The following is a 21,454-nucleotide window of genomic DNA, read 5'->3' as shown; positions in this document are numbered from 1 at the left end:
GCGGAGCTTTGGGCATGAACCTTGCCAACATGCTGTCTGAAGAACGCCGCGCCCGCCTCGCGGCCGAGCGAAAGCTGGAGCTGAAAGAAGCCGAACTGTCTGCCGCGAACCGCAAACTTGGGCGGCACGCGCTGGCATTGACGCGCGAAATTGGTGAAACCCGCGCCGAAGTCGCCACCGTGCGCGATGAAAACGAACGGGTGAAGTCCGACCTCTCGGTCGCCAACCAGAAAATTCAGGTGGCCGAACGGCGGCTTTGGCATTCGATACGGACAATTCAGGACGGGTTCGCGTTTTTCGATGCCGATGGGCTGATGATCGCGGCGAATTCGGCCTATATCGCGGCCTTCGACGGTCTTGAGGAAATCGCACCGGGCGTGTCCTATCCGCGCATCCTGCAACTGCTGACAGACGAAGGTTTGGTAGATACCGAACAGATGGGGCCGAAGGACTGGCGCGCCATGATGCTGGACCGTTGGGCCAGCGAGGCGCCCGAGCCCATCGTGATCCGCTGGTGGAACGGGATGTCGTTTCGCCTGATCGATCAGCGCGGCCCCGGCGGCGACATGGTCAGCATCGCTCTCGATATCACGGCGACGGTGCGCTACGAGGAACAGCTGAAAGCGGCGCGCGATGCTGCGGAAACCGCCAGCCGGGCGAAATCGTCGTTTCTGGCCAATATGTCCCACGAAATCCGCACGCCGATGAACGGGGTCGTCGGCATGGCGGAGCTGCTCATGGAGTCCGACCTGAGCGAAGAACAGCGCCTGTATGCCAGCACGATCCACACCTCGGCCGAGGCGCTGTTGCGGATCATCAACGACATTCTGGACTATTCCAAGATCGAGGCGGAAAAACTGGTTCTGCATCCGCAGGATTTCGACCTGGAGCATTGCGTGCACGATATCGTCACGATGTTGCAGCCGGTGACCCACGGCAAGGATGTCGATTTGCTGGTCGATTACGATCTGTTCCTGCCGACCCGCTTCATCGCCGATCCGGGCCGCGTGCGCCAGATTCTGATCAATCTTGTTGGCAACGCGGTGAAATTCACGCGCAAAGGGCATGTCGCCGTTCGCGTGACCGGATTGGCCAATCCCGGCGAAACCGACTGCACCGTGCATATCACTGTCGAAGACACCGGCGTTGGCATGTCGCCAGAGGAACAGGCCCAAATCTTCGGCGAATTTCAGCAGGTTGCATCCGAGGCGAACCGCGAATTCGAAGGCACCGGCCTTGGCCTTGCGATCACCCGGCGACTGGTTGACCTGATGCAGGGCCACATCTGGGTGGACAGCACACCCGGCAAGGGCTCGGTATTCGGGGTCCGGTTGACCCTGCCGCTGGCTGATCCGGATACGCCGATGCCGGTGTCGATGCCGGATTCGCTGCGCCGGGTGATGATCGTGGGCCAGCCCGAACCGACCCAGTCGATCCTGTCAAAACAGCTTGAACAGCTGGGCCTGCAAATTGAAAGCTGTCTCACCGGACCCGACGCGCTGCAGGCAATGACCTCGGACATCGACCTTGTCATCAGCGAACACGCCATGGCCGGAATGGACGGGCTTGAACTGGTCGAGGCACTGCGCGCCGCCGGATGGGAGGATCTTCCGTTTCTTCTGGTGTCGTTGAACGGCAGCGCAGCGCGATCCGATCCGGCGTTCAGGCTGGTTCAGGGCAGTTTGCAACGGCCCTATCAGCGCTCGGAACTTCTGGATCGGCTTGTCGAGGCGATGACAGGCTGCGATGCCCGGGCGCCACTGCCGGAAGCGGGTGCCGACACCGATAGTCCTTTGCCAAACTCGTCCGACGCCTTGCGACAGATGCGGATCCTGTCGGCCGAAGACAACAAGACCAATCAACTGGTGTTCCGCAAGATGGTCAAATCGCTCGACATATCGCTTGATTTCGCCAGCAACGGGGAAGAGGCGGTTGCTGCCTTTCAATCGGCCCCACCCGATCTGATCTTCATGGACGTGTCGATGCCCCGTAAGGACGGATGCGCTGCGACACGGGAAATCCGAGAGTTGGAACAAGCACTTGGCACGCATGTGCCGATTATCGCGTTGACCGCCCACGCCATGAATGGCGATTCCGACCGCATCATGAGCGCGGGCATGGACAGGTTCATGTCGAAACCCCTGCGCAAGGCCGAGATTTTGAACCTGATCGCCGAATTCCAACCGGCGGACGCCCGGCCCGTTGCTTTGTCAAAGTCGGACGCGCAGCCCGAGCCAGACCGTCAGGCGCTATAGGGGCGCACGAACACGGGTTTATCCGGTTCCGACAGGTCCGCGCGATAACTGTAGCCGCCGCTGTCGAAGTCCGTCAGCGCGGCAGGGTCGGTCAGCCGGTTCTGCACGATGAACCGCGCCATGGCTCCGCGCGCCCGTTTGGCGAAGAAGCTGACGATCTTGGGGGTGCCGCCCTTGTCTTCCATGAACACCGGCGTGATGACCCGCAGCTTCAGCGCCTTGGGCGCCACCGCGCCGAAATATTCCTGGCTGGCGCAGTTCACCAGCACGTCAGCTCCCGTCGCCTGCGCCTGCGCGTTCAGCGCCTTGGCCGGCGCGTCTTTCCAGTAGTCGTACAGCGACGCGCCGCGCCGGGTTTTCAGTCGGCTGCCCATTTCCAGACGATAGGGTTGAATCCCGTCCAGCGGGCGCAGCACGCCGTAAAGCCCCGACAAAATGCGCAGATGGTCCTGCGCCCAGGCCAACTCATCCGGGTCGAGCGACGTGGCCTCGAGCCCCTGATAGGTGTCGCCCGCAAAAGCCAGCGCGGCGGGGCGCAGCGCCTCGGCCTCGGGGGCATCGGCAAAGTCGCGATAGCGGTCGCGGTTCAGCCGCGCCAGATCGGGGCTAAGATCCATCAGCCCCTGCAAGGCGCCCAGCGTCAGGTTGCGCATGGTCTTGGCCAGCCGCCGCGACTCCTCGGCGAACTCCGGTTCGGTCATCGCCACGTCGCGTTCGGCCCAGTCCAGCCGCTTGGCCGGAGAGATCACCACCAGCATACCCGTTCTCCTTCATCTGCTTGCAGGGGTGTATCGCGACCGGGCGCGCGGCTCAATCGTTACGCCTCGGCGCGCAGCACATCCAGAAAGGCCGCGCCAAACCGTTCGGCCCGCCGGTCGCCCAGCAGCCGGGTCAGCCCGCGTTCATCGCCCGCGCGCAGCTGCGCCACCTTGGCCAGTTGCGCCGAGGAACACGACAGCGGTTTTTCCCCGCCATCTTCGCCGCGCGCCAGATCGGCCTGCACCTGCAAAAGCCGGTCATAGACCGTGCCTGCCTCGCGCCCCGCCAGACGCCGCCGCGCCGGGTGCAGGGTTTCGGTGGCGCCGGTAATCACCTCGAGGAACATCGCGCCATAGCGTTCCAGTTTTTTCGCGCCGACCCCGCCGATTCCGGCCATCGCGTCCAGCGTGGCGGGGCGTTTTTCGGCCATTTCCACCAGCGTGCGGTCGGGAAAGATGACATAGGCCGGAACCCGCGCCGCTTCCGCAAGGGCACGCCGCTTGGCCTTGAGCGCCGACAGCAGCGGCGCGTCTTCCTCCGACACCATCTCGCGCGCAGCGGGGCGGCGCGTGGCGGCGCGGCTAAGGGTATCGCGGCGCAGGGAAATTTCGGCCTCGCCGCGCAGAATGGGACGGGCGGTATCGGTCATGCGCAGCGCGCCGTGGCGTTCGGGATCGGGGCGCACCAGATCGTGGCCCATCATCTGCCGGAACACCGCCTGCCACTGCCGCCGGTCGTATTCGGTGCCCACGCCATAGGTTGGCAGGCTGTCGTGCCCGCGCTGGCGGATCTTGTCGGTGTCCGTGCCAGTCAGAATGTCGATCAGGTGGCCCGCGCCGAACCATTCCTCGGTCCGCAGGATCGCCGACAGCGCCTTGCGCACCGCTGTTGTACCGTCGAACACATCGGGCGGCGTTTCGCACAGGTCGCAGTGCCCGCAAGGTTCAGACGTTTCGCCGAAGTAGCCCAGCAGCAACTGACGCCGACAGCCCAGCGCCTCGGCCAGCCCCAGCAGCGCGTTCAGCCGCGCGTGGTCGGCGGCGCGGCGTTCCGGCGGGGCCAGCCCTTCGTCGATCTGCGAGCGGCGCAGGCGAATGTCATCGGGGCCGAACAACGTCAGCGTTTCGGCAGGCCCGCCATCACGCCCGGCGCGGCCGATTTCCTGGTAATAGGCCTCGATCGACTTGGGCAGATCGGCATGGGCGACCCAGCGGATGTCGGGCTTGTCGACGCCCATGCCAAAGGCCACGGTGGCGACCACGATCAACCCATCCTCGCGCGCGAAGCGGGTTTCCACGGCGCGGCGGTCGTCCGGGTCCATTCCGCCGTGATAGAAACAGGCGTTATGGCCTTCGTCGGCCAGCCCTTTGGACAGCGTTTCCGTCTTGTTGCGCGTGCCGCAATAGACGATGCCCGACTGCCCCCGCCGCGCGCCCGCAAACGTCAGGATTTGCTGGCGCGGGTTGTTTTTCGCGGAAAAGGCTAGGTGGATGTTGGGCCGATCGAACCCGTGCAGAAAGGTTTCTGGCGCGTGGTTGTCGAACAGCTTTTCCACGATCTCGGCGCGGGTTTCAGCGTCGGCCGTCGCGGTGAAGGCGGCCAGCGGCACGTTCAGCGCCTGCCGCAGCGCGCCAATGCGCAAGTAGTCAGGGCGGAAATCGTGGCCCCATTGGCTGACGCAGTGCGCCTCGTCCACGGCGATCAGCGACACGCCCGCGCGGCGCAGCATCGGCACCGTTCCGCCCGAAGCCAGCCGTTCCGGCGCAAGATACAGCAACTTCAGCTCGCCCGCGCCCATCGCGGCCCAGACGGCATCGTTTTCCTCGGGCGTGTTGGCCGAGGTCAGGGCACCCGCGCTTACGCCGGCCTCTTGCAGCCCGCGCACCTGGTCACGCATCAGCGCAATCAGCGGGGAAACCACCACGGTCACGCCCTCGCGCAGCAGGGCAGGAAGCTGAAAACACAGGGATTTACCGCCGCCGGTGGGCATGATCGCCAGCACGTTCTGCCCGGCGGTCACCGCCTCGACAATGGCCTGCTGACCGGGGCGAAATCCGTCGAATCCGAAAACATCGCGCAGCAGAGGGCTGGCAGCACTCATGAGGGCCCTGTGTGTTGTTTGTTATCTGCTCTTATCGGGCAGTTTCACACACTAAGATTCGGTGAACAAGTGGCGGCCGGGGCCCGTGCGTCAATAAAACGCCGCAGCATTGTTGATCAGGATGATGCGCAGCACCGCCACGCCGATGAGCACCACCAGCGGCGCCAGATCAAGCCCGCCCATCTGCGGCAGCACCCGGCGCACCGGGCCATAGAGCGGTTCCAGCAGGCGGTTCAGCCCGTACCAGATCTGGCGGACCAGATCCTGATGCAGGTTGAGGACCTGAAAGTTGATCAGCCAGCTCATGATGACATGGGCGATGATGACGAACCACACGATGTCGAGCAGAAGCATCAGGATCTGAAAAATCGAGGTCATGCGGCAGGTTCCTTTCAGGTCGTCCCTGACCTAAGCACAGCGCCGCGAAAGAGCAAGTGTCGAGGCGCCGCACCCATGCCCGGCGCAACCCGCGCTTGAACGACAGGGTAAACCCCTGTCATATCGCGCCAAGGGGCAAACCGGGCGGGACAGATATGGCAGAGATTTCACGGCGCAAGCGGATCTGGGGCTGGAATTTCTTCGACTGGGCCAGCCAGCCTTATCACACGCTGTTGGTGACCTTCGTCTTCGGTCCCTATTTCGCCGGGGTCGCGGCAGAGTATTTCATGGCCTCCGGTCTGGCCGAGCCCACCGCCGACGCCCGCGCGCAGGCGGTCTGGTCGCTGTGCCTTGCCGTCAGCGGGCTGGTGATCGGGTTCGGCGCGCCGCTGATCGGGGCGATGGCCGATATTTCCGGTAACCGGATGCGCTGGATCGTGGCGTTCTGCGCGATGTACGTCGTCGGGGCCTGGGGGCTTTGGGTGCTGACCCCGGATGGCGGCAATATGTGGGTGTCGCTGCTGGCCTTCGGCATCGGGTTCGTGGGCGCGGAATACGCGCTGATCTTCATCAACTCGCAACTGCCCGACCTTGGCACGCCCGAGGAAGTGGGCGAGATTTCGGGCAGCGCCTTTGCCTTCGGCTACCTTGGCGGGCTGGTCGCGCTGGTGATCGCGCTGGCGCTGTTCGTGGAACAGCCAAACGGGCGCACGCTGGTTGGATTGGCCCCCGTGCTGGGGTTGGACGCTGCCGCGAACGAAGGCACCCGCGCCATCGGGCCACTTACCGCGATCTGGTTCGCGTTGTTCATGGTGCCCTATTTCCTGTGGTTCCGCGAAGCGCCCCGCCCGCGCGGACAGGCGAGTTTTGCGGCCGCACTTCGGCAGGTTCTGGGCTCGATCGCCGGGTTGCGGCACCGGCTCAGCCTTGCGTCCTACCTTGGCTCGTCGATGTTCTACCGCGATGCGTTGAACGGGCTGTACGGGTTCGGAGGCGTCTATGCCCGGCTGGTGCTGGATTGGGAGCTGACCGCCATCGGCATCTTCGGCATCGTCGCGCTGATCTCCTCGGCGCTGTTTTCGTGGCTGGGCGGCAAGGCCGATTCGCGGATGGGACCGAAACCGATCATCATCGGCTCGATCCTGATCCTGATGGCCGTGTGCATCGTAATCGTGGGCATGTCGCGTGACCAGCTGTTCGGCATCCCGCTTGCACCCGGATCGACCCTGCCCGATGCGATCTTTTTCGGCTGCGGCGTGCTGATTGGCGGCATGGGCGGCGTGCTGCAATCAGCAAGCCGGTCGCTGATGTCGCGCCACACCGACCCGGCCCACCCGACCGAGAATTTCGGGCTGTATGGCCTGTCGGGCCGTGCCACCGCGTTCATCGCGCCGTCGCTGATCGGATTGACCACGGCGGCGACCGAAAGCGCACGAATTGGCGTGGCCCCGGTGATCGCCCTTTTCGCGCTGGGGTTGTTTCTGCTAGCCTGGGTCAAAGCCGAGGGAGATCAGACCACATGACACTCACCCGACTCTGTGCGCGCCTTGCTGTCGCGCTCGCGCTGGCCTTGCCGACTGGCGCATTGGCCGAGCCGCTGGCGAAACAGTTGTTCGGCGGCAAGTCCACACCATCGCGCCAGCAATCCGCCGCCTTCGGCAGCTATGCCAAGGGCTGCATGGCCGGCGGCGTGCAACTACCTGAAACCGGGCCGACATGGCAGGCAATGCGCCTGTCGCGCAACCGCAACTGGGGTCAGCCGGAACTGGTGGATTTCATCAATGATCTCAGCCGGTTCGCCGCGCGTCAGCCGGGGTGGAAGGGGCTGTATGTCGGCGACATCAGCCAGCCAAGGGGCGGGCCGATGCTGTCAGGCCACCGCAGCCACCAGATGGGGCTGGACGCCGATATCTGGATGCTGCCCGCCTCGCGCCTGAACCTGACGCGGAATGAACGCGAAAACATCTCGTCCATCTCGCTGCGCCGGGCGAACGGCGCCTATGTGAACGACAACTGGAGCCGCGCGCATCACGAGATCCTGCGCGAGGCCGCCAAGGACAAGCGTGTCGCCCGCATCTTCGTGTTCCCGGGCGCCAAGGTGCAGATGTGCAACGACGAAAAGGGCAACCGCCGCTATCTGCGCAAGATCCGGCCGTGGTGGGGGCATCACTATCATTTCCACGTCCGCCTTGCCTGCCCGCGCGGGATGCGCGGCTGCGAGGATCAGGCTGCCCCGCCGCCGGGCGATGGCTGTGATGAGGCGCGCAAATGGGCGCGCGACATCCTGAATCCGCCCAAGGCGAAGCCGCGTGACCCGAACGCGCCCAAACCCAAGCCGCGCCGCGAATACGTGCTGGCTGACCTGCCCCAGCAATGTTCGGCAGTGCTGCGATCGAACTAGCGCCCGGGGTTGCAAAATGCGCCCGAAAGGACTAGCACGCGATCTGCCCAGCCGCGCCGGCTGGGCCAAGTCGCCGCTACCTTGTAAAAACGGGCTCTGAAAATGACACGTTCCTACCTTCCTGGCATTCTTGCCATGGCTGCCGTCGTGGTGGCCTCGAATATCCTCGTGCAGTTCCTGTTCGGCCAATGGCTGACCTGGGGGGCATTTACCTATCCTATCGCGTTCCTGATCACCGATGTGATGAACCGCGTCTATGGCGCGCCCGCCGCGCGCCGTGTGGTGCTGGCCGGGTTCGTGACCGGCGTGATCTGTTCGCTGATCGGCACGCAGATCATGGGCGAATTCGGCCCGCTGGTCACGCTGCGCATCGCCATCGGCTCGGGCATCGCCTTCCTTGTCGCACAGCTGAGCGACGTTGCGATCTTTTCCGCGCTGCGGTCGGGCAAATGGTGGCGCGCGCCGCTGGCCTCGACCCTGGTCGGCTCGACTCTGGACACCGCGCTGTTCTTCACCATCGCCTTTTCGGCCAGTCTGATCTGGATCGAACCGGCCAACGATGTCAGCTGGGCGACCGAGGTTCTGCCGCTGCTGGGCGTCGGGCCGATGGTGCCGCTTTGGGTCTCGCTCGCCGTGGCGGACTGGATGGTGAAACTGTCACTGGCGCTGATCGCGCTGATTCCGTTCCGCATGATCGTGCAGCAGTTGCAAGGCCGCGCGCTGGCCTGAAAGGCCCGGCCCCCGCACAGGCGGGGGCCGGTGCCGCTTAGTAGTAAAAGTAGGCGTCGTTGTCGTAGTAGAGTTGCGATCGCAGCGCCTCGACATCCAGCATCTCGACGAAATCGCGGCGTGTAAGGTCTGAGGCATCGATGCCTTCGACCAGCGCGATCTGCTGCGCGCCAACTGAAATCACGGCGCCATCGACGCTGTCGGCAATCGTCAGATCGTCGAAATTCGTTCCATAGCTGCCGTAGTTCATGATCTGGAACCCGTTTCCGATCAGGCCAAGAAAATCAACGCCATCGCGGAAATCGGTGATCACCATCATGGCCGAGGTCTGGGCATAGGGCGATCCGGCTTCGAGCACAAACAGATCACGCCCCTTGCCTCCGGTGGCGGTGGTCACACCACTTCCATAACCGTAGCCGTTATTTCCCACGATGATGTCGGCCCCGGCGCCGCCGATGATGCGGTCGTTGCCGTTGCCGCCGATCAGCAGGTCGTTACCGCCACGGCCCCAGATCACGTCCGATCCGTTGCCCCCGTCCAGATAGTCGGCATCGGACCCGCCACCCAGCTTGTCGCGACCGCCCCAGCCATAAAGCGTTCCGGTCTGGTTCCCGAGCCCGACCTTGAAATCGTCGTTGCCCTTCGACCCGATCATCCACCGGAAATTGGTCAGCGTGTCACTTTCATCTTCGCTTTTCTCGACGGTCAGTTCGGTGCCCGACCGCGACAGGGTCAGCCCGTCTCTGAACTTTTCATAGCTGATCGTGTTGTGCTGTCCGCCGCCGGTGTAACTGTCGTTGCCGGCGCTGGCATAAACGCTGTGCGGCCCCGGGCCAAAAACAAAGGTGTCGTCTCCGCGTCCCCCGGTGATGATCGGGTTGAAAATATGCGCGTCGATCTCGCGGGTGTTGACGGTTGTAGTGTCGTAGGTGAAGTTGTCGAACATCCGTTCGATCCGGGCATCGTCCCCGCTGGTGGCATGATAGCTGTTGAAGACGTCTTTCAGCTTCCACGCCTTCAGCACGCCGGTGTCGAAGCTGGCGTCGACCAGCACCTTGTCCGTCATGCCCCCCGCCCCATCGGGAATTGGGCCTTCGATGACCAGACCAGTCACGAATTGTCCGGTTTTCGTCACCGTCACCGTCAGACCTGACCAGGCGTCTTTGTAGATTATGTCGTCACCCGAGACCGACTTGCGCAACGCCCCACGCAGGGTTTGGGCAATCACCCCCTGCCAGGGCATGTTGTAGTTGCTGTAGAAAAACGTGTGGTCATAGACCGTTGCAGTTACGTCGCTCATAAAATTCCCCCTGAAAAATCGCGCGAAATACGGTGCGCCCCGCCACTTTTGCGCGGGCAAGGCAACATTTCAATGTCGTTGGCGCAAACAGTCGGCCCGATCGGGCGCGTGGCGGCTGTGATGAAAAATCAGGCAGCAAAATGCAGAAAATCGCTTTGGGCGAAATCGGTGCTTGCCAGATCGGCCACACGTCTGCCAGCATCAAGGTAACCGAAACAACTGAAAGGAGGTGGTCCAGTGTCGAGAAAGGTATTGGAGCGAGGTGTCGGAAACAGCCGGGAGATGCGCCGTTAGGGCAAACCCGGGCGGAACCGCCCCCGGCAGGTGATCCTACATCGGGATGACCCGCGCCTGCCTCCAAATCAACTTTCGATCAGGGCCGCCCCGCTTGTGCAGGGCGGCCCTTTTTGACGGAGACGCTGCCCGTTACAACCAGACCATGCTTAGAATCGACGACAAGACCGCCATCGAGGATTGGGAGCTGACCGAACAGTTCGTGCGCGCCTCGGGGCCGGGCGGGCAGAACGTGAACAAGGTGTCGAGCGCGGTTGAACTGCGGTTCGAGGCCGCGCGCTCGCCCAATCTGACGCCACCGGTCAAGGCGCGGCTGAAACGACTGGCCGGGCGGCGCTGGACGAAAGAGGGCGCGCTGGTGATCCAGTGCGACGAAACCCGCAGCCAGGCCCGCAACCGCGAGATCGCGCGAACCCGGCTCGCCGAGCTGATCGCCTCGGCCCTGACCCCGCCCAAGAAACGCATCCGCACGCGGCCCACCAAGGGGTCGATCCGGCGACGGCTGGACGCAAAGACGCGACGCGGAGAGGTGAAGGCGCTGCGCGGCAAGGTCGAAGACCCCTAGCGCAAGGGCTTGCAGCCAGTGGCGCGGCGCGGCAGGGTGCGCCCAAAAGGGGGCACCATGGGCAAGCACTTCATGACACGCGGAATTTTCGCCCGGGGCCGGGCATGATCGCGACCGGAGCGCGGAACCTGATCACCGATGTGCCGGGCCTTCTGGTCGGCAATGCGCAGGATCATGAAATTCGCTCGGGCGTGTCGGTGGTGACGGCGGCCGCGCCCTTTGTCGCCTCGGTTCACGTCATGGGTGGCGCGCCGGGCACCCGCGAAACCGACCTGCTGGCGCCCGACAAATCGGTGTCGCAGATCGATGCGCTGGTGCTGTCGGGCGGGTCTGCCTTTGGGCTGGATGCCTGTTCCGGCGTGATGCAGGCGCTGTTCAACCAGGGGCGGGGGCTGGCCGTTGGCGCGGCGCGGGTGCCGATCGTGCCCGGCGCGATCCTGTTCGATCTTCTGAACGGCGGGCTGAAGGGCTGGCCCGAAAACCCCTATCGCGCGCTGGGGGCGGATGCCTTTCACGCCGCCGCCGAGACTTTTGAATTGGGCAGCCACGGCGCGGGCACCGGGGCGATGGCAGCGATGACGAAAGGCGGGCTTGGCTCGGCCTCTCTGGTCTTGCCCGACGGTACGACTGTCGGCGCGCTGGTCGCCGCCAACCCGGTAGGCAGCGTGACCACACCGGACGATGCACATTTCTGGGCCGCCCCGTTCGAACAGAACCGCGAATTCGGCGGCCACGGCCCCTGCCCCGATGCCGGTTTGGGCTGGCCCGGACCCAGCCGCAAATCCGCCGCGATGGCGGGCGGCGCGGCGCAAGGCGCGAACACCACCATCGCCATCGTCGCCACCGACGCCCCGCTGACCAAGGCCGAATGCCACCGCGTGTCGGTTGCCGCGCATGATGGGATTGGCCGCGCCATCGTGCCCGCGCACACACCGCATGACGGCGATATCGTCTTTGCGCTGGCCACTGGCACCCACGCAACACCGCCAGATGTGAACGCCATCGGCCACGCCGCATCGCTCTGCCTTGCGCGGGCCATCGCGCGCGGCGTCTACAACGCCTCCGCGCGCGCGGGCGATCTGCTGCCCACCTGGCACGAGTTGAATCCGGGTAATGGTTAACCCGCGTCACTCTTGCGCGTTGACAGTTCCGGCCAACCGGCAAAGGTTGGCCAGTGAAAAGCCGCACCGAAGGAGCCAACCCATGACCCGTATCGCCCTGACCCTTGCCGCACTTTGCATGGCTGCGCCGCTTCACGCGCAAGACGCCGCAAAGGGCGAAAACGGATTCAAGAAATGCCGCGCATGCCATTCGATCCAGACTGACGCGGGCGATTTCATCGTGAAGGGCGGGCGCACGGGGCCGAACCTTTATGGCCTTGCGGGGCGTCAGGCCGGCACCGCCGAAGACTTTAACTATGGCGATGACATGGTGGCCGCGGGAGAAAAGGGCCTGACGTGGGATGCCGAAACCTTTGCCGCCTATACCGCCGATCCGCGTGAATTCCTGAAGGAATACCTGGACGACAGCGGCGCCAAATCGAAAATGGCGTTCAAGTTGAAATCCGGCGCCGAAGACATCTTTGCCTATATCGAAAGCGTGTCGAACTGATCGAAAGGCCATCGGTTTGACGCAAGAGGCCGCAAGCGGCCAGATGATCCCCGCATGGGTCGACGGGGCACTTGTGCCCTTTGACAAGCTGGATGTGCATCAAAGGGGCCTGCGGCATCCGGCGGTGTCGGTCTTCGTGTGTCATGGCGACCACCTGCTGATGCAGCAGCGCGCGCTGGGCAAATACCATACGCCGGGGCTGTGGGCGAACACCTGCTGCACGCATCCCCTGTGGGGCGAAGACCCGGCCGATTGCGCCGTCCGGCGGCTGGGGCAGGAGTTGGGCCTGACCGGTCTTGCGCCCGACTGGCGGCAACAGATCGAATACCGCGCCGATGTGGGCGGCGGGCTGACCGAGCATGAGGTGGTCGAGGTTTACCTCGCCCGCGTGCCTGCCCCCCTGGCGCTGAACCCCGACCCGGCCGAAGTGATGGCGACCCGCTGGATCGCCCTGCCCGATCTGCATGCCGAGATTGCCGCGCAGCCCGAGCGGTTCACACCGTGGCTGCGCATCTATCTGGAGCGGTACGCCACCGCGATCTTTGGCCCGGATCAATCCGGCTCGGAATAGGCCATCGCCGAGGCAACCGCGCGTTTCCACCGGCCATAACGCGCCTCGCGGGTTTCGGCATCCATCGCGGGTTCGAACCGTTTGTCCAGCGCCCATGTCTCGGCGAACCCGTCCTGCCCGGGGAACACGCCCTTGTGCATCCCGGCCAGCCAGGCCGCGCCAAGTGCGGTGGTTTCCTGCATCACGGGCCGGTCGACCGGCGCACCCAGCAGATCCGACAGGCTTTGCATCGTGTAGTTGCTGGCGCTCATCCCGCCGTCGACGCGCAGGATCGTGTCGGCATCGGCCTGCCAGTCGGCGTGCATTGCCTCGACCAGATCACGGGTCTGGAAGGCCACGCTGTCCAGCGCAGCACGCGCGAATTCCGCCGCGCCGCTGCCCCGCGTCAGCCCGAACATCGCGCCGCGGCACTCGGGCTGCCAATAGGGCGCACCAAGGCCCGTGAAGGCGGGCACGATCATCACCTCTTGCGCGGGATCGGCCTTGCGCGCCATGCCGCCCGCCTGATCCGCCCGCTCGATCAACCCCAGCGCGTCGCGCAGCCATTGCACCACGGCCCCGGCGATGAAAATCGACCCTTCCAGCGCGTAGGACCGTTTGCCGCCCAGCTGATAGGCCACCGTCGTCAGCATCCGGTTGCGCGACAGAACCGGCGTGTCGCCCGTGTTGAGCAGCGCGAAACAGCCGGTGCCATAGGTCGATTTCATCATCCCCGGCTTGAAGCACGCCTGCCCGATGGTCGCCGCCTGCTGGTCACCCGCCACGCCGCAAATCGGGATCGAGCCGCCCAGCAGCGTGGTTTCGCCGAAATCGGCGGCGCAATCGCGCACCTCGGGCAGCATTTGAGCGGGCACGTCCAGCATGTCGCACATCGCCGCGCTCCATTCGCCCTTGGCGATGTCGAACATCAACGTGCGCGCGGCATTGGTGGCATCGGTCGCGTGCACGCGGCTCTCGGTCAGGCGCCAGATCAGAAAACTGTCGATGGTGCCGAACAGCAGCTTGCCCGCGCGGGCCTGCTCCAGCGTGCCGGTCTGGTCCAGGATCCACTTGACCTTGGTCCCCGAGAAATAGGGATCCAGCAGCAGGCCGGTGGTTTCCGTGACCGCCTGTTCATTCCCTCCCGCCCGCAGATCGGCGCAGATACTGGCGGTGCGCCGATCCTGCCAGACAATCGCGCGATGTACGGGTTTGCCGGTGTCCTTGTCCCAGACAACGGTGGTTTCGCGCTGATTGGTGATGCCGATGGCCGCGATGTCACCGGGCGTGGCACCGGCCTTGTCCATCGCCTCGCGGCAGACGGCCAGCGTGGTGTCCCAGATCTCCTCGGCATCGTGCTCAACCCACCCGGCCTGCGGAAAATGCTGGGTGAATTCGCGCTGCGCCGTGACGGCGGGGCGCATCTGCGCATCGAACAGGATCGCCCGGCTGGATGTGGTTCCCTGATCGATTGCCAGTACGTATGTCATCGCTGCCTCCCCTTGGCCCGTTAGCGCTAGATTAGACATGGATGCCCCCCCGCTTCCAGCCCATAGCCGTCTGCCCGCCGATTTCCCCATAAACATCTTGTATCACAACGAATCTCGGCCAAGACTGGTGGGCGCAAAACGCCGGTTCCCGGCACATCAAGACGATGGGGAGTTCTGAACATGCACCATTTCACCCGCCTGGCCCTTGCCAGCGCCCTGGCCATCAGCGCCGGCACCGGCGCAGCGCTGGCCCAAGGCGAAATCACCGTCGCCATCCAGCTGGAACCGCCGCATCTGGACCCGACCAGCGCCGCTGCCGGGGCCATCGACTCGGTCGTTTATGCCAATATCTTCGAGGGTCTGACCCGCTTTGCCTCGGACGGCTCGATCATTCCGGGGCTGGCCGAAAGCTGGGAGATTTCCGAGGACGGCACCACCTACACGTTCACCCTGCACGATGGCGTGATGTTCCACGACGGCACCACGATGGACGCGGAAGACGTGAAGTTCAGCCTCGACCGCGCCCGCGCCGAAGACAGCACCAACGCGCAGAAGGCGCTGTTCGCGGGCATCCAGTCGGTCGATGTGGTTGACCCGACCACCGTCAAGGTGACGCTGGGCGCGCCCGATGGCAGCTTTCTGTTCAACATGGCCTGGGGCGACGCGGTGATCGTCGCGCCGGAAAGCATCGAGAATATCAAATCCACCCCCATCGGCACCGGCGCTTTCAAGTTCGTCAACTGGACGCAGGGCGACAGCGTGGTGATGGAAAAGAACCCCGACTACTGGGGCACGCCCGCCAAGCTGGACAAGGCGACGATCAAGTTCATCTCGGACCCGACCGCCGCTTTTGCCGCCGTGATGGCCGAAGACATCGACGCCTTCGCCGGGTTTCCCGCGCCGGAAAACCTGCCCCAGTTCGAGGCCGACCCCCGCTTTCAGGTCCTGAACGGGTCGACCGAGGGCGAAACCATCCTTGCGATGAACAACAAGGCCGCGCCGTTCGACAACGTGAAGGTGCGCGAAGCCGTGTCGCACGCCATCGACCGCCAAGCGATCATCGACGGCGCCATGTTCGGCCTTGGCACGCCCATCGGCACCCATTTCGCGCCGCACAACCCGGCCTATGTCGACCTGACCGGCATGTCGAACTATGACCCGGAAAAGGCCAAGGCGCTACTGGCCGAGGCCGGTCTGGCCGATGGCTTTGAAACCACGCTGCACCTGCCGCCCCCGTCCTATGCCCGTCGCGGAGGCGAGATCATCGCCGCGCAGCTGGCCGCCGTCGGGATCACGGCGGAAATCATCAACGTGGAATGGGCTCAATGGCTGGAATCAGTGTTCCGGGGCAAGGATTTCGGCCTGACCATTGTCAGCCACACCGAGCCGATGGACATCAACATCTACGCCCGACCGGATTACTATTTCCAGTATGACAGCAAAGCGTTCCAGGATCTGATGACCAAGCTGAACGGCACCACCGACACCGAGGGCCGCACCGCGATCCTGCAGGAAGCGCAGGAAATGATCGCCGGTGATTACGTGAACGCCTACCTTTTTGAACTGGCCTTCACCACCGTCGCCAAGGCCGGCATTCAGGGTCTTTGGGTCAACGCGCCGACACAGGCGACCGACCTGACCGGAGTCAGCTGGGCCGATTAACCCGGCCCCCACGTCACAAGGCCTCGCACCACGGTGCGGGGCCATTTTCTTACCTTGGAATTTCAAATGCGTCTTCTTGCCCTGATCGACAAACGTTAACCTCTGGACCCTGCCCGCGCGCGCGCCTAACGTCCGGCCATGCTGCGCTATTCGCTGAAACGTCTGTTATCGCTGTTGATCAGCCTGGCGGTGGCCAGCGTCGTGATCTTTCTGGTGATCGAGGTGGCGCCCGGCGACCCCGCCGCCATCATGCTGGGCATCAACGCGCAGCCCGATACGTTGGCCTCTCTCCGGGCAGAGCTGGGGCTGGACGTGCCGAAATGGGAACGCTACCTGAATTGGGTCGGCGGCATGGTGCAGGGCGATTTCGGGACTTCCTATACCTATCGCACGCCCGTGGCCGACATGATCGCCGCGCGGATGCAGGTATCGCTGCCGCTGGCGCTTTACGCGCTGACACTTTCGACCCTGATCGCCTTTCCAGCCGGTATCTACGCCGCTGCCCGGCGCGGGCGCGGTGGCGACATGGCGGTGATGGGCGCGACCCAGCTGGGCGTGGCCGTGCCGAATTTCTGGTTCGCCATGATGCTGGTTCTGCTATTTGCCATCAACCTGCGCTGGTTCGGGGCCGGAGGGTTCCCGGGCTGGGACAAGGGCCTGTGGGCGGGCCTGCACGCGCTGACTCTGCCCGCCATCGCGCTGGCGCTGCCGCAGGCGGCAATTTTGGCGCGAGTCATGCGGTCGGCACTGATCGACATTCTGGGCGAGGATTTCATGCGCACCGCCCGCGCCAAAGGTCTGACCCGGCGGCAGGCGCTGTGGCGGCATGGCGTGCGCAACGCGCTGATCCCGGTGCTGACGATCATCGGGCTGCAATTTTCCTTCCTTCTGGCGGGCTCGATCATCATCGAACAGGTGTTCTATCTGCCCGGGCTCGGGCGGCTGGTGTTTCAGGCGATTTCCGCCCGTGACCTGATCGTGGTGGAATCGGTCGTGATGCTGCTGGTCTTTGCCGTCATCACCGTGAACTTCCTTGTCGACATCGCTTATGCGCTGGTCGATCCGCGCCTGAGGTCCCGGACATGAACCGTAACCTGATCCTTGGCGCGCTGCTGTCCGCGCTGTTTCTGGCCGCCGCGCTGGTATCCTTTGTCTGGACGCCGTTTGACCATACCGTGATGGACATCCCGGCCAAGCTGCAACGCCCCGACGGGGTGCATTGGCTGGGCACCGATCAATACGGGCGCGACATTTTCAGCATGATCATGGTGGGTGCGCGTACCTCGATCGCGGTGGCTTTGGTCGCCGTGGGGATCGGCATGGCGCTTGGCGTGCCGCTGGGGCTGACTGCCGCCGCGCTGCGCGGGTCGTTCCTGGACGAGCTGATCATGCGCGGCAACGATCTGGTCTTTGCCTTCCCCTCGCTGGTGATCGCGATCCTGATCACCGCCGTGTTCGGCGCAGGCGCGGTGAATGCGATCATCGCCATTGGTATCTTCAATATCCCCGTTTTTGCCCGCATCACGCGGGGTGCCGCCCTGTCGCTGTGGGAGCGGGAGTTCATCATGGCCGCCCGTGTGGCGGGCAAATCCGCGGCGCGCATCTCGGCCGAACATATCCTGCCGAATGTCACCAACCTTCTGATCGTGCAGGGCACCATCCAGTTCAGCCTTGGCATTCTGGCCGAGGCCGGGCTGTCCTATGTCGGGCTTGGCGCCCAGCCGCCCACACCCAGCTGGGGCCGGATGCTGGCCGATGCGCAAACTCTGGTCGCCATTGCCCCGCATCTGGCGCTGATCCCCGGCCTTGCCATCATACTGACGGTGCTGGGATTGAACCTGATGGGCGACGGGCTGCGCGATCACCTTGACCCACGGCTGCGGGTGTCGCGCGCATGACCTTGCTGTCCGTCGAAAACCTGTCGCTGGCGATTCATAAAACGCCGATCCTGCATGGCGTGTCGCTGACCGTGGATGCGGGCGAGATCGTCGCCGTCACCGGCGAAAGCGGATCGGGCAAATCCATGACGGCGCTGTCGGTCATCGGCCTGCTGCCTGACCGTATGGAGGCGAAGGGCGCGATAAGGCTGGACGGACAGGATATGCTGGCCCTTCCCGAACGCAATCTGTGCGCATTGCGTGGCAATGCGGTGGGCATGGTGTTTCAGGAACCGATGACCGCGCTGAACCCTGTGCGCACCATCGGCGATCAGGTGGCCGAGACGATCCTTGTGCACAAGGCGATGCCCCCCGAACAGGCCCGCGCCCGCGCGCGCGAGGTGCTGGACCGCGTTGGCCTGCCCGAAGAGCGCTTTCCGCTGACCCGCTATCCGCATGAACTCTCGGGCGGGCAACGCCAGCGCGTGGTGATCGCAATGGCCATCGCGCTGCGGCCCAAGCTGTTGATTGCGGATGAACCTACAACCGCGCTGGACGTGACAACTCAGGCCCAAATCCTCGAGCTGCTCAAGGGGCTGGTGGCCGAATTCGGCATGGGCCTGCTGATGATCACCCATGACCTTGCCGTGGTGGCCGACCTGGCCGACCGCATCGTGGTGATGCGTCATGGCGAGGTCGTCGAAACCGGCGCGACCCGGCAGGTGCTGGCCCATATGCGCCACCCCTATACCCGCGCGCTCTTTGCCGCCTCGGCGCACCGCGTGATCCTGCCTCCCGCGCCTCCGCCCGAACCGCTGCTGCGGGTGGAAAACGTGGTGCGCGATTACCGCCTTCCCCGAACCAAGCTGTTCGCCCCGCCGGGCCACTTCCGCGCGGTCAAAGGCGTCAGCTTTACCTTGAACCGGGGCGAACGGCTGGGTCTGGTCGGCGAAAGCGGCTGCGGCAAATCCACCCTGACCCGAGCTATCCTGGGGCTCGAGCCCATTCAGGGCGGCACCATCACGCTGGATGGCGATCCGGTTCTGTCAGGCAACACACCCCGGCGCGAAGTGCGCCGCAAGATGCAGGTGGTGTTTCAAGATCCCTTTGGCAGCTTCAACCCTCGCCACCGGGTCGACCGGCTGATCACCGAGCCCTTCCACCTGCTCGACACGCCGCCGACCGGCTCCGAGCGGACACGCGCGATTGACAAGGCGCTGACAGACGTGGGGCTTTCTCCGGCGGATGCTGGCAAATTCATTCACGAATTTTCAGGCGGCCAGCGCCAGCGCATCGCCATCGCGCGCGCGCTGATCACCCGTCCGCAACTTATCCTGTTTGACGAAGCCGTCAGCGCGCTGGATGTCTCGGTGCGGGCGCAAATCCTCGATCTGCTTGCCGACCTTTGCAAGGCTTACGTGCTGACCTACCTGTTCATCAGCCACGATCTTTCCGTGGTGCGTACCATCACGGACAGGGTGCTTGTCATGAAATCCGGCGAGATCGTCGAGCAGGGTGAAACCGAGGCCGTGTTCTCCAGCCCGCAGCATCCCTATACGCAAAGCCTGATTGACGCGGCCCCGGTTCTGCCGGATCGCGAAGCGCTGCTGGCCGAGCTTCCGGCATGAGCGTCAAAGCCACGGATCGCGTTGGCCTTGCTATCCTGCTGACCATCGTATCGATCGTGCTGTTCGATTTCATGGGACTGCTGATCAAGTTCCTGTCGGACAATTACCGCGCCATCGAACTCTCGGCCTATCGCAATCTTTTCGGCGTTCCGCCCAGCCTGATCGCCCTGTATTCGGCCCGCGCATGGCACCGGCAAGGGCGCCCATGGCGCATTCGCCAATGGAAACTGGCCAGCCTGCGCGGTCTCTGCGTCGCACTGGCACAAGTCCTGTTCTATTACTCGCTAGGCAAGCTGGCCTTTGCCACGGCCAACACGATCACCTATTGCAACGCCTTCTTCATGACCGCCCTTGCCGTTCCCCTGCTGGGCGAAAGGGTAGGCGCGCTGCGCTGGTCGGCGGTGTTGATCGGGTTCCTGGGGGTTGTGCTGATCGTCGGACCGGGCAGCGACAGCTTTACGCTCGACGCGCTGGCGCCTTTGGGCGCGGCTTTCCTGTATGCCCTTTCCGGGGTGCTGGCCCGGCGGCTCGACGACGATCTGCCAAGCGCGCTGGCCAATATCTATTCGAATGCCGTCGCGCTGATCGGGTCCTTCATACTGGTCTTCGCGACAGGGGGCTTTTCCCAGGTCGGACAGGCAAGCGATTTCTGGTACATCGGCGGGATGGGCGCCTTTGGCGGGCTCGCGGTTCTATGCATGGTGGTGGCCTATCGCATGGCCGAGCAAAGCAATCTTGCCCCCTTCACCTATTTCGGAATCCTTACGGCTTTTGTCCTTGGCTGGCTGTTCTTCGACGAAGCGCCGATTGACGATCTCTTCCCCGGCGTGTTGTTCATCGTATTTGGCGGGGCGCTGGTACTCTGGCGCGAACGCCGACTGAAACGGCAGGCACTTGCACGTCAGTAGCGGGTTGTCATCCGGTGACCCGGCCGGAACATGAGCGCCACATGGGTGATCGCCACATCCTGCCACCACGTCGTGCGCTCGATCCGGAACAAGGGTGTGTTTGGATCGCACGACAGGTGCTCTGCCACGTCCGGACTGGCCCCAATCGCTGAAAATGCAATTTCCGCGTCAGAATAGGGCACCGTTTCAACCAGCCATTCATTCGGTCCCTGCGCTTCGAAATTCTGGCTTTCAGCTTTGGGCAAAGCCGAAAGGTTGATCCAGCGATCTTCAAACTGGAAAGGCGCGCCGTCGCCATAATGCATGCACGTCAAATGCAGAACTCGCGCACCGCGGTCCAAGGCAAGGCGCGCGCGCAGCCAGCCCGGCGCTTCGACAATAGCGCGATCGACAAGGGCGTAACGATAGCGGGCCCCCGTGGCCTCGATCTCGGTTCGGCTGATCGGAATATCGAACCGCGCCTTGCGCACAGGCTGGGCCAATATGCGTGTTCCTGCCCGTCGCTTGCGTTCAACCACACCGTCTTCAGCCAGATCGCGGAGTGCTCGGTTCACCGTTGCTCGGGCGCAGCCGTATTCTGCGGCCAGTTCGACTTCACCCGGTACGATCCCATCCGCGGCCCATTCGCCTGCGGCGATGCGCTCCAACAAGTCGGATTTGATCTCACGAAAGGTCACGCCACGTTTTTCGGGCTGATCAGCCATGCAAAATCACCATTATGCTTAGACATAAAGGCAATATAACATCTGACGGAAAAGACAACGCCCCGGTCGTTACCGACCGGGGCGTTTGAATTGGGCATCATATAGATCGATACAAAGCAAGGGGCATTTACTAGGTTTGGCGATGACCTACTCTCCCACGACTTGAGCCGCAGTACCATTGGCGCGAAGGCACTTAACTTCCGGGTTCGGGATGGTTCTGGGTGTTTTGCTCTTGCTATGAT

At 63.9% G+C, this 21,454-nt stretch carries 19 protein-coding genes and 1 rRNA gene; 13 read left to right on the top strand and 7 right to left on the bottom strand.

The features are described from left to right. The first annotated feature begins 14 nt into the window (after window positions 1-14). Complete coding sequence (locus FGK64_RS13360) at window positions 15-2,255, top strand: response regulator (protein WP_138864347.1); 2,241 nt, start codon at window positions 15-17, stop codon at window positions 2,253-2,255. Here FGK64_RS13360 and yaaA read toward each other — a convergent pair. The 3 genes from yaaA to FGK64_RS13345 all read right to left on the bottom strand — a co-directional run bounded on the left by yaaA (window position 2,243) and on the right by FGK64_RS13345 (window position 5,493). After that, a complete protein-coding gene (yaaA, locus tag FGK64_RS13355; RefSeq protein WP_138864346.1) occupies window positions 2,243-3,013 on the bottom strand; it encodes a peroxide stress protein YaaA in 771 nt (256 codons plus the stop codon). The genes FGK64_RS13360 and yaaA overlap by 13 nt on opposite strands. 59 nt (window positions 3,014-3,072) lie before the next feature. After that, entirely contained in the window at window positions 3,073-5,115 is a 2,043-nt protein-coding gene (gene recQ / locus FGK64_RS13350; RefSeq protein ID WP_138864345.1) for a DNA helicase RecQ, read from the bottom strand. 90 nt (window positions 5,116-5,205) lie between these two features. Continuing rightward, complete coding sequence (locus tag FGK64_RS13345; protein WP_138864344.1) at window positions 5,206-5,493, bottom strand: YggT family protein; 288 nt, start codon at window positions 5,491-5,493, stop codon at window positions 5,206-5,208. Window positions 5,494-5,648: 155 nt separating this feature from the next. Here FGK64_RS13345 and FGK64_RS13340 point away from each other — a divergent pair, with 155 nt between their 5' ends. The 3 genes from FGK64_RS13340 to FGK64_RS13330 all read left to right on the top strand — a co-directional run bounded on the left by FGK64_RS13340 (window position 5,649) and on the right by FGK64_RS13330 (window position 8,623). Continuing rightward, on the top strand, window positions 5,649-7,016 hold the full coding sequence (locus FGK64_RS13340) for an MFS transporter (protein WP_138864343.1): 1,368 nt from the start codon (window positions 5,649-5,651) through the stop codon (window positions 7,014-7,016). Beyond that, entirely contained in the window at window positions 7,013-7,894 is an 882-nt protein-coding gene (mepA, locus tag FGK64_RS13335) for a penicillin-insensitive murein endopeptidase (RefSeq protein ID WP_138864342.1), read from the top strand. The genes FGK64_RS13340 and mepA overlap by 4 nt, the downstream gene beginning before the upstream one ends. A 102-nt stretch (window positions 7,895-7,996) precedes the next feature. Beyond that, a complete protein-coding gene (locus FGK64_RS13330; RefSeq protein WP_138864341.1) occupies window positions 7,997-8,623 on the top strand; it encodes a queuosine precursor transporter in 627 nt (208 codons plus the stop codon). Window positions 8,624-8,660: 37 nt separating this feature from the next. Here FGK64_RS13330 and FGK64_RS13325 read toward each other — a convergent pair whose 3' ends face one another. Next, window positions 8,661-9,923, bottom strand: a complete 1,263-nt coding sequence (locus tag FGK64_RS13325) for a calcium-binding protein (protein WP_138864340.1) — start codon at window positions 9,921-9,923, stop codon at window positions 8,661-8,663. A gap of 439 nt (window positions 9,924-10,362) precedes the next feature. Between FGK64_RS13325 and arfB the strand changes: the two genes are divergently transcribed. From arfB to idi, 4 genes are all read left to right on the top strand, one after another. After that, window positions 10,363-10,782 (top strand): alternative ribosome rescue aminoacyl-tRNA hydrolase ArfB, encoded by a 420-nt coding sequence (gene arfB, locus FGK64_RS13320; RefSeq protein WP_138864339.1) that lies wholly within the window; start codon window positions 10,363-10,365, stop codon window positions 10,780-10,782. 107 nt (window positions 10,783-10,889) lie between these two features. Continuing rightward, on the top strand, window positions 10,890-11,903 hold the full coding sequence (locus tag FGK64_RS13315) for a P1 family peptidase (RefSeq protein WP_425456643.1): 1,014 nt from the start codon (window positions 10,890-10,892) through the stop codon (window positions 11,901-11,903). Between the two features lie 82 nt (window positions 11,904-11,985). Beyond that, window positions 11,986-12,393: a c-type cytochrome gene (locus FGK64_RS13310; protein WP_138864337.1), complete on the top strand. Its 408-nt coding sequence runs from the start codon at window positions 11,986-11,988 to the stop codon at window positions 12,391-12,393. 43 nt (window positions 12,394-12,436) lie between these two features. Continuing rightward, the gene (gene idi, locus FGK64_RS13305) at window positions 12,437-12,964 is read left to right on the top strand and encodes an isopentenyl-diphosphate delta-isomerase (RefSeq protein ID WP_138864336.1); all 528 of its coding nucleotides are present in this window, start codon (window positions 12,437-12,439) and stop codon (window positions 12,962-12,964) included. On the opposite strand, the gene glpK is transcribed toward idi, so the two are convergent. After that, window positions 12,946-14,433 (bottom strand): glycerol kinase GlpK, encoded by a 1,488-nt coding sequence (gene glpK, locus FGK64_RS13300; RefSeq protein WP_138864335.1) that lies wholly within the window; start codon window positions 14,431-14,433, stop codon window positions 12,946-12,948. The two genes, idi and glpK, sit on opposite strands and share 19 nt — an antisense overlap. A 180-nt stretch (window positions 14,434-14,613) precedes the next feature. Here glpK and FGK64_RS13295 point away from each other — a divergent pair, with 180 nt between their 5' ends. The 5 genes from FGK64_RS13295 (at window position 14,614) to FGK64_RS13275 (ending at window position 20,508) form a co-directional block, all read left to right on the top strand. Then, window positions 14,614-16,095 carry an ABC transporter substrate-binding protein gene (locus FGK64_RS13295; protein ID WP_138864334.1) on the top strand — a complete coding sequence of 494 codons (1,482 nt, stop codon included), beginning with the start codon at window positions 14,614-14,616 and terminating at the stop codon, window positions 16,093-16,095. A gap of 138 nt (window positions 16,096-16,233) precedes the next feature. After that, window positions 16,234-17,181, top strand: coding sequence for an ABC transporter permease (locus tag FGK64_RS13290; RefSeq protein ID WP_138864333.1), 948 nt, complete (start codon window positions 16,234-16,236; stop codon window positions 17,179-17,181). Beyond that, entirely contained in the window at window positions 17,178-17,993 is an 816-nt protein-coding gene (locus FGK64_RS13285) for an ABC transporter permease (RefSeq protein ID WP_138864332.1), read from the top strand. Before FGK64_RS13290 ends, FGK64_RS13285 begins: the two co-directional genes overlap by 4 nt. Then, on the top strand, window positions 17,990-19,600 hold the full coding sequence (locus tag FGK64_RS13280) for an ABC transporter ATP-binding protein (RefSeq protein WP_138864331.1): 1,611 nt from the start codon (window positions 17,990-17,992) through the stop codon (window positions 19,598-19,600). The genes FGK64_RS13285 and FGK64_RS13280 overlap by 4 nt, the downstream gene beginning before the upstream one ends. Beyond that, window positions 19,597-20,508, top strand: coding sequence for a DMT family transporter (locus FGK64_RS13275; protein WP_138864330.1), 912 nt, complete (start codon window positions 19,597-19,599; stop codon window positions 20,506-20,508). Before FGK64_RS13280 ends, FGK64_RS13275 begins: the two co-directional genes overlap by 4 nt. Here FGK64_RS13275 and FGK64_RS13270 read toward each other — a convergent pair. Together FGK64_RS13270 and rrf are read right to left on the bottom strand one after the other, a co-directional pair. Then, window positions 20,502-21,212, bottom strand: coding sequence for a histidine utilization transcriptional repressor HutC (locus tag FGK64_RS13270; RefSeq protein ID WP_138864329.1), 711 nt, complete (start codon window positions 21,210-21,212; stop codon window positions 20,502-20,504). The two genes, FGK64_RS13275 and FGK64_RS13270, sit on opposite strands and share 7 nt — an antisense overlap. A gap of 134 nt (window positions 21,213-21,346) precedes the next feature. After that, a 5S ribosomal RNA gene (rrf, locus tag FGK64_RS13265) occupies window positions 21,347-21,454 on the bottom strand; the annotation flags it as partial.

It is taken from the genome of Arenibacterium halophilum (genome assembly GCF_005938225.1).
Taxonomy (GTDB): Bacteria; Pseudomonadota; Alphaproteobacteria; order Rhodobacterales; family Rhodobacteraceae; genus Arenibacterium; species Arenibacterium halophilum.
This window is presented reverse-complemented; position numbering and strand designations above follow the sequence as displayed.

Excerpts from the sequence above, each read along its gene's own strand:
- arfB (WP_138864339.1), top strand. The coding sequence starts at position 10,363 with ATGCTTAGAATCGACGACAAGACCGCCATCGAGGATTGGGAGCTGACC.
- idi (WP_138864336.1), top strand. The coding sequence starts at position 12,437 with ATGATCCCCGCATGGGTCGACGGGGCACTTGTGCCCTTTGACAAGCTG.
- glpK (WP_138864335.1), bottom strand. The coding sequence starts at position 14,433 with ATGACATACGTACTGGCAATCGATCAGGGAACCACATCCAGCCGGGCG.
- mepA (WP_138864342.1), top strand. The coding sequence starts at position 7,013 with ATGACACTCACCCGACTCTGTGCGCGCCTTGCTGTCGCGCTCGCGCTG.
- FGK64_RS13295 (WP_138864334.1), top strand. The coding sequence starts at position 14,614 with ATGCACCATTTCACCCGCCTGGCCCTTGCCAGCGCCCTGGCCATCAGC.
- recQ (WP_138864345.1), bottom strand. The coding sequence starts at position 5,115 with ATGAGTGCTGCCAGCCCTCTGCTGCGCGATGTTTTCGGATTCGACGGA.
- FGK64_RS13290 (WP_138864333.1), top strand. The coding sequence starts at position 16,234 with ATGCTGCGCTATTCGCTGAAACGTCTGTTATCGCTGTTGATCAGCCTG.
- FGK64_RS13270 (WP_138864329.1), bottom strand. The coding sequence starts at position 21,212 with ATGGCTGATCAGCCCGAAAAACGTGGCGTGACCTTTCGTGAGATCAAA.
- FGK64_RS13275 (WP_138864330.1), top strand. The coding sequence starts at position 19,597 with ATGAGCGTCAAAGCCACGGATCGCGTTGGCCTTGCTATCCTGCTGACC.
- yaaA (WP_138864346.1), bottom strand. The coding sequence starts at position 3,013 with ATGCTGGTGGTGATCTCTCCGGCCAAGCGGCTGGACTGGGCCGAACGC.
- FGK64_RS13325 (WP_138864340.1), bottom strand. The coding sequence starts at position 9,923 with ATGAGCGACGTAACTGCAACGGTCTATGACCACACGTTTTTCTACAGC.
- FGK64_RS13310 (WP_138864337.1), top strand. The coding sequence starts at position 11,986 with ATGACCCGTATCGCCCTGACCCTTGCCGCACTTTGCATGGCTGCGCCG.
- FGK64_RS13280 (WP_138864331.1), top strand. The coding sequence starts at position 17,990 with ATGACCTTGCTGTCCGTCGAAAACCTGTCGCTGGCGATTCATAAAACG.
- FGK64_RS13360 (WP_138864347.1), top strand. The coding sequence starts at position 15 with ATGAACCTTGCCAACATGCTGTCTGAAGAACGCCGCGCCCGCCTCGCG.
- FGK64_RS13345 (WP_138864344.1), bottom strand. The coding sequence starts at position 5,493 with ATGACCTCGATTTTTCAGATCCTGATGCTTCTGCTCGACATCGTGTGG.
- FGK64_RS13285 (WP_138864332.1), top strand. The coding sequence starts at position 17,178 with ATGAACCGTAACCTGATCCTTGGCGCGCTGCTGTCCGCGCTGTTTCTG.
- FGK64_RS13330 (WP_138864341.1), top strand. The coding sequence starts at position 7,997 with ATGACACGTTCCTACCTTCCTGGCATTCTTGCCATGGCTGCCGTCGTG.
- FGK64_RS13340 (WP_138864343.1), top strand. The coding sequence starts at position 5,649 with ATGGCAGAGATTTCACGGCGCAAGCGGATCTGGGGCTGGAATTTCTTC.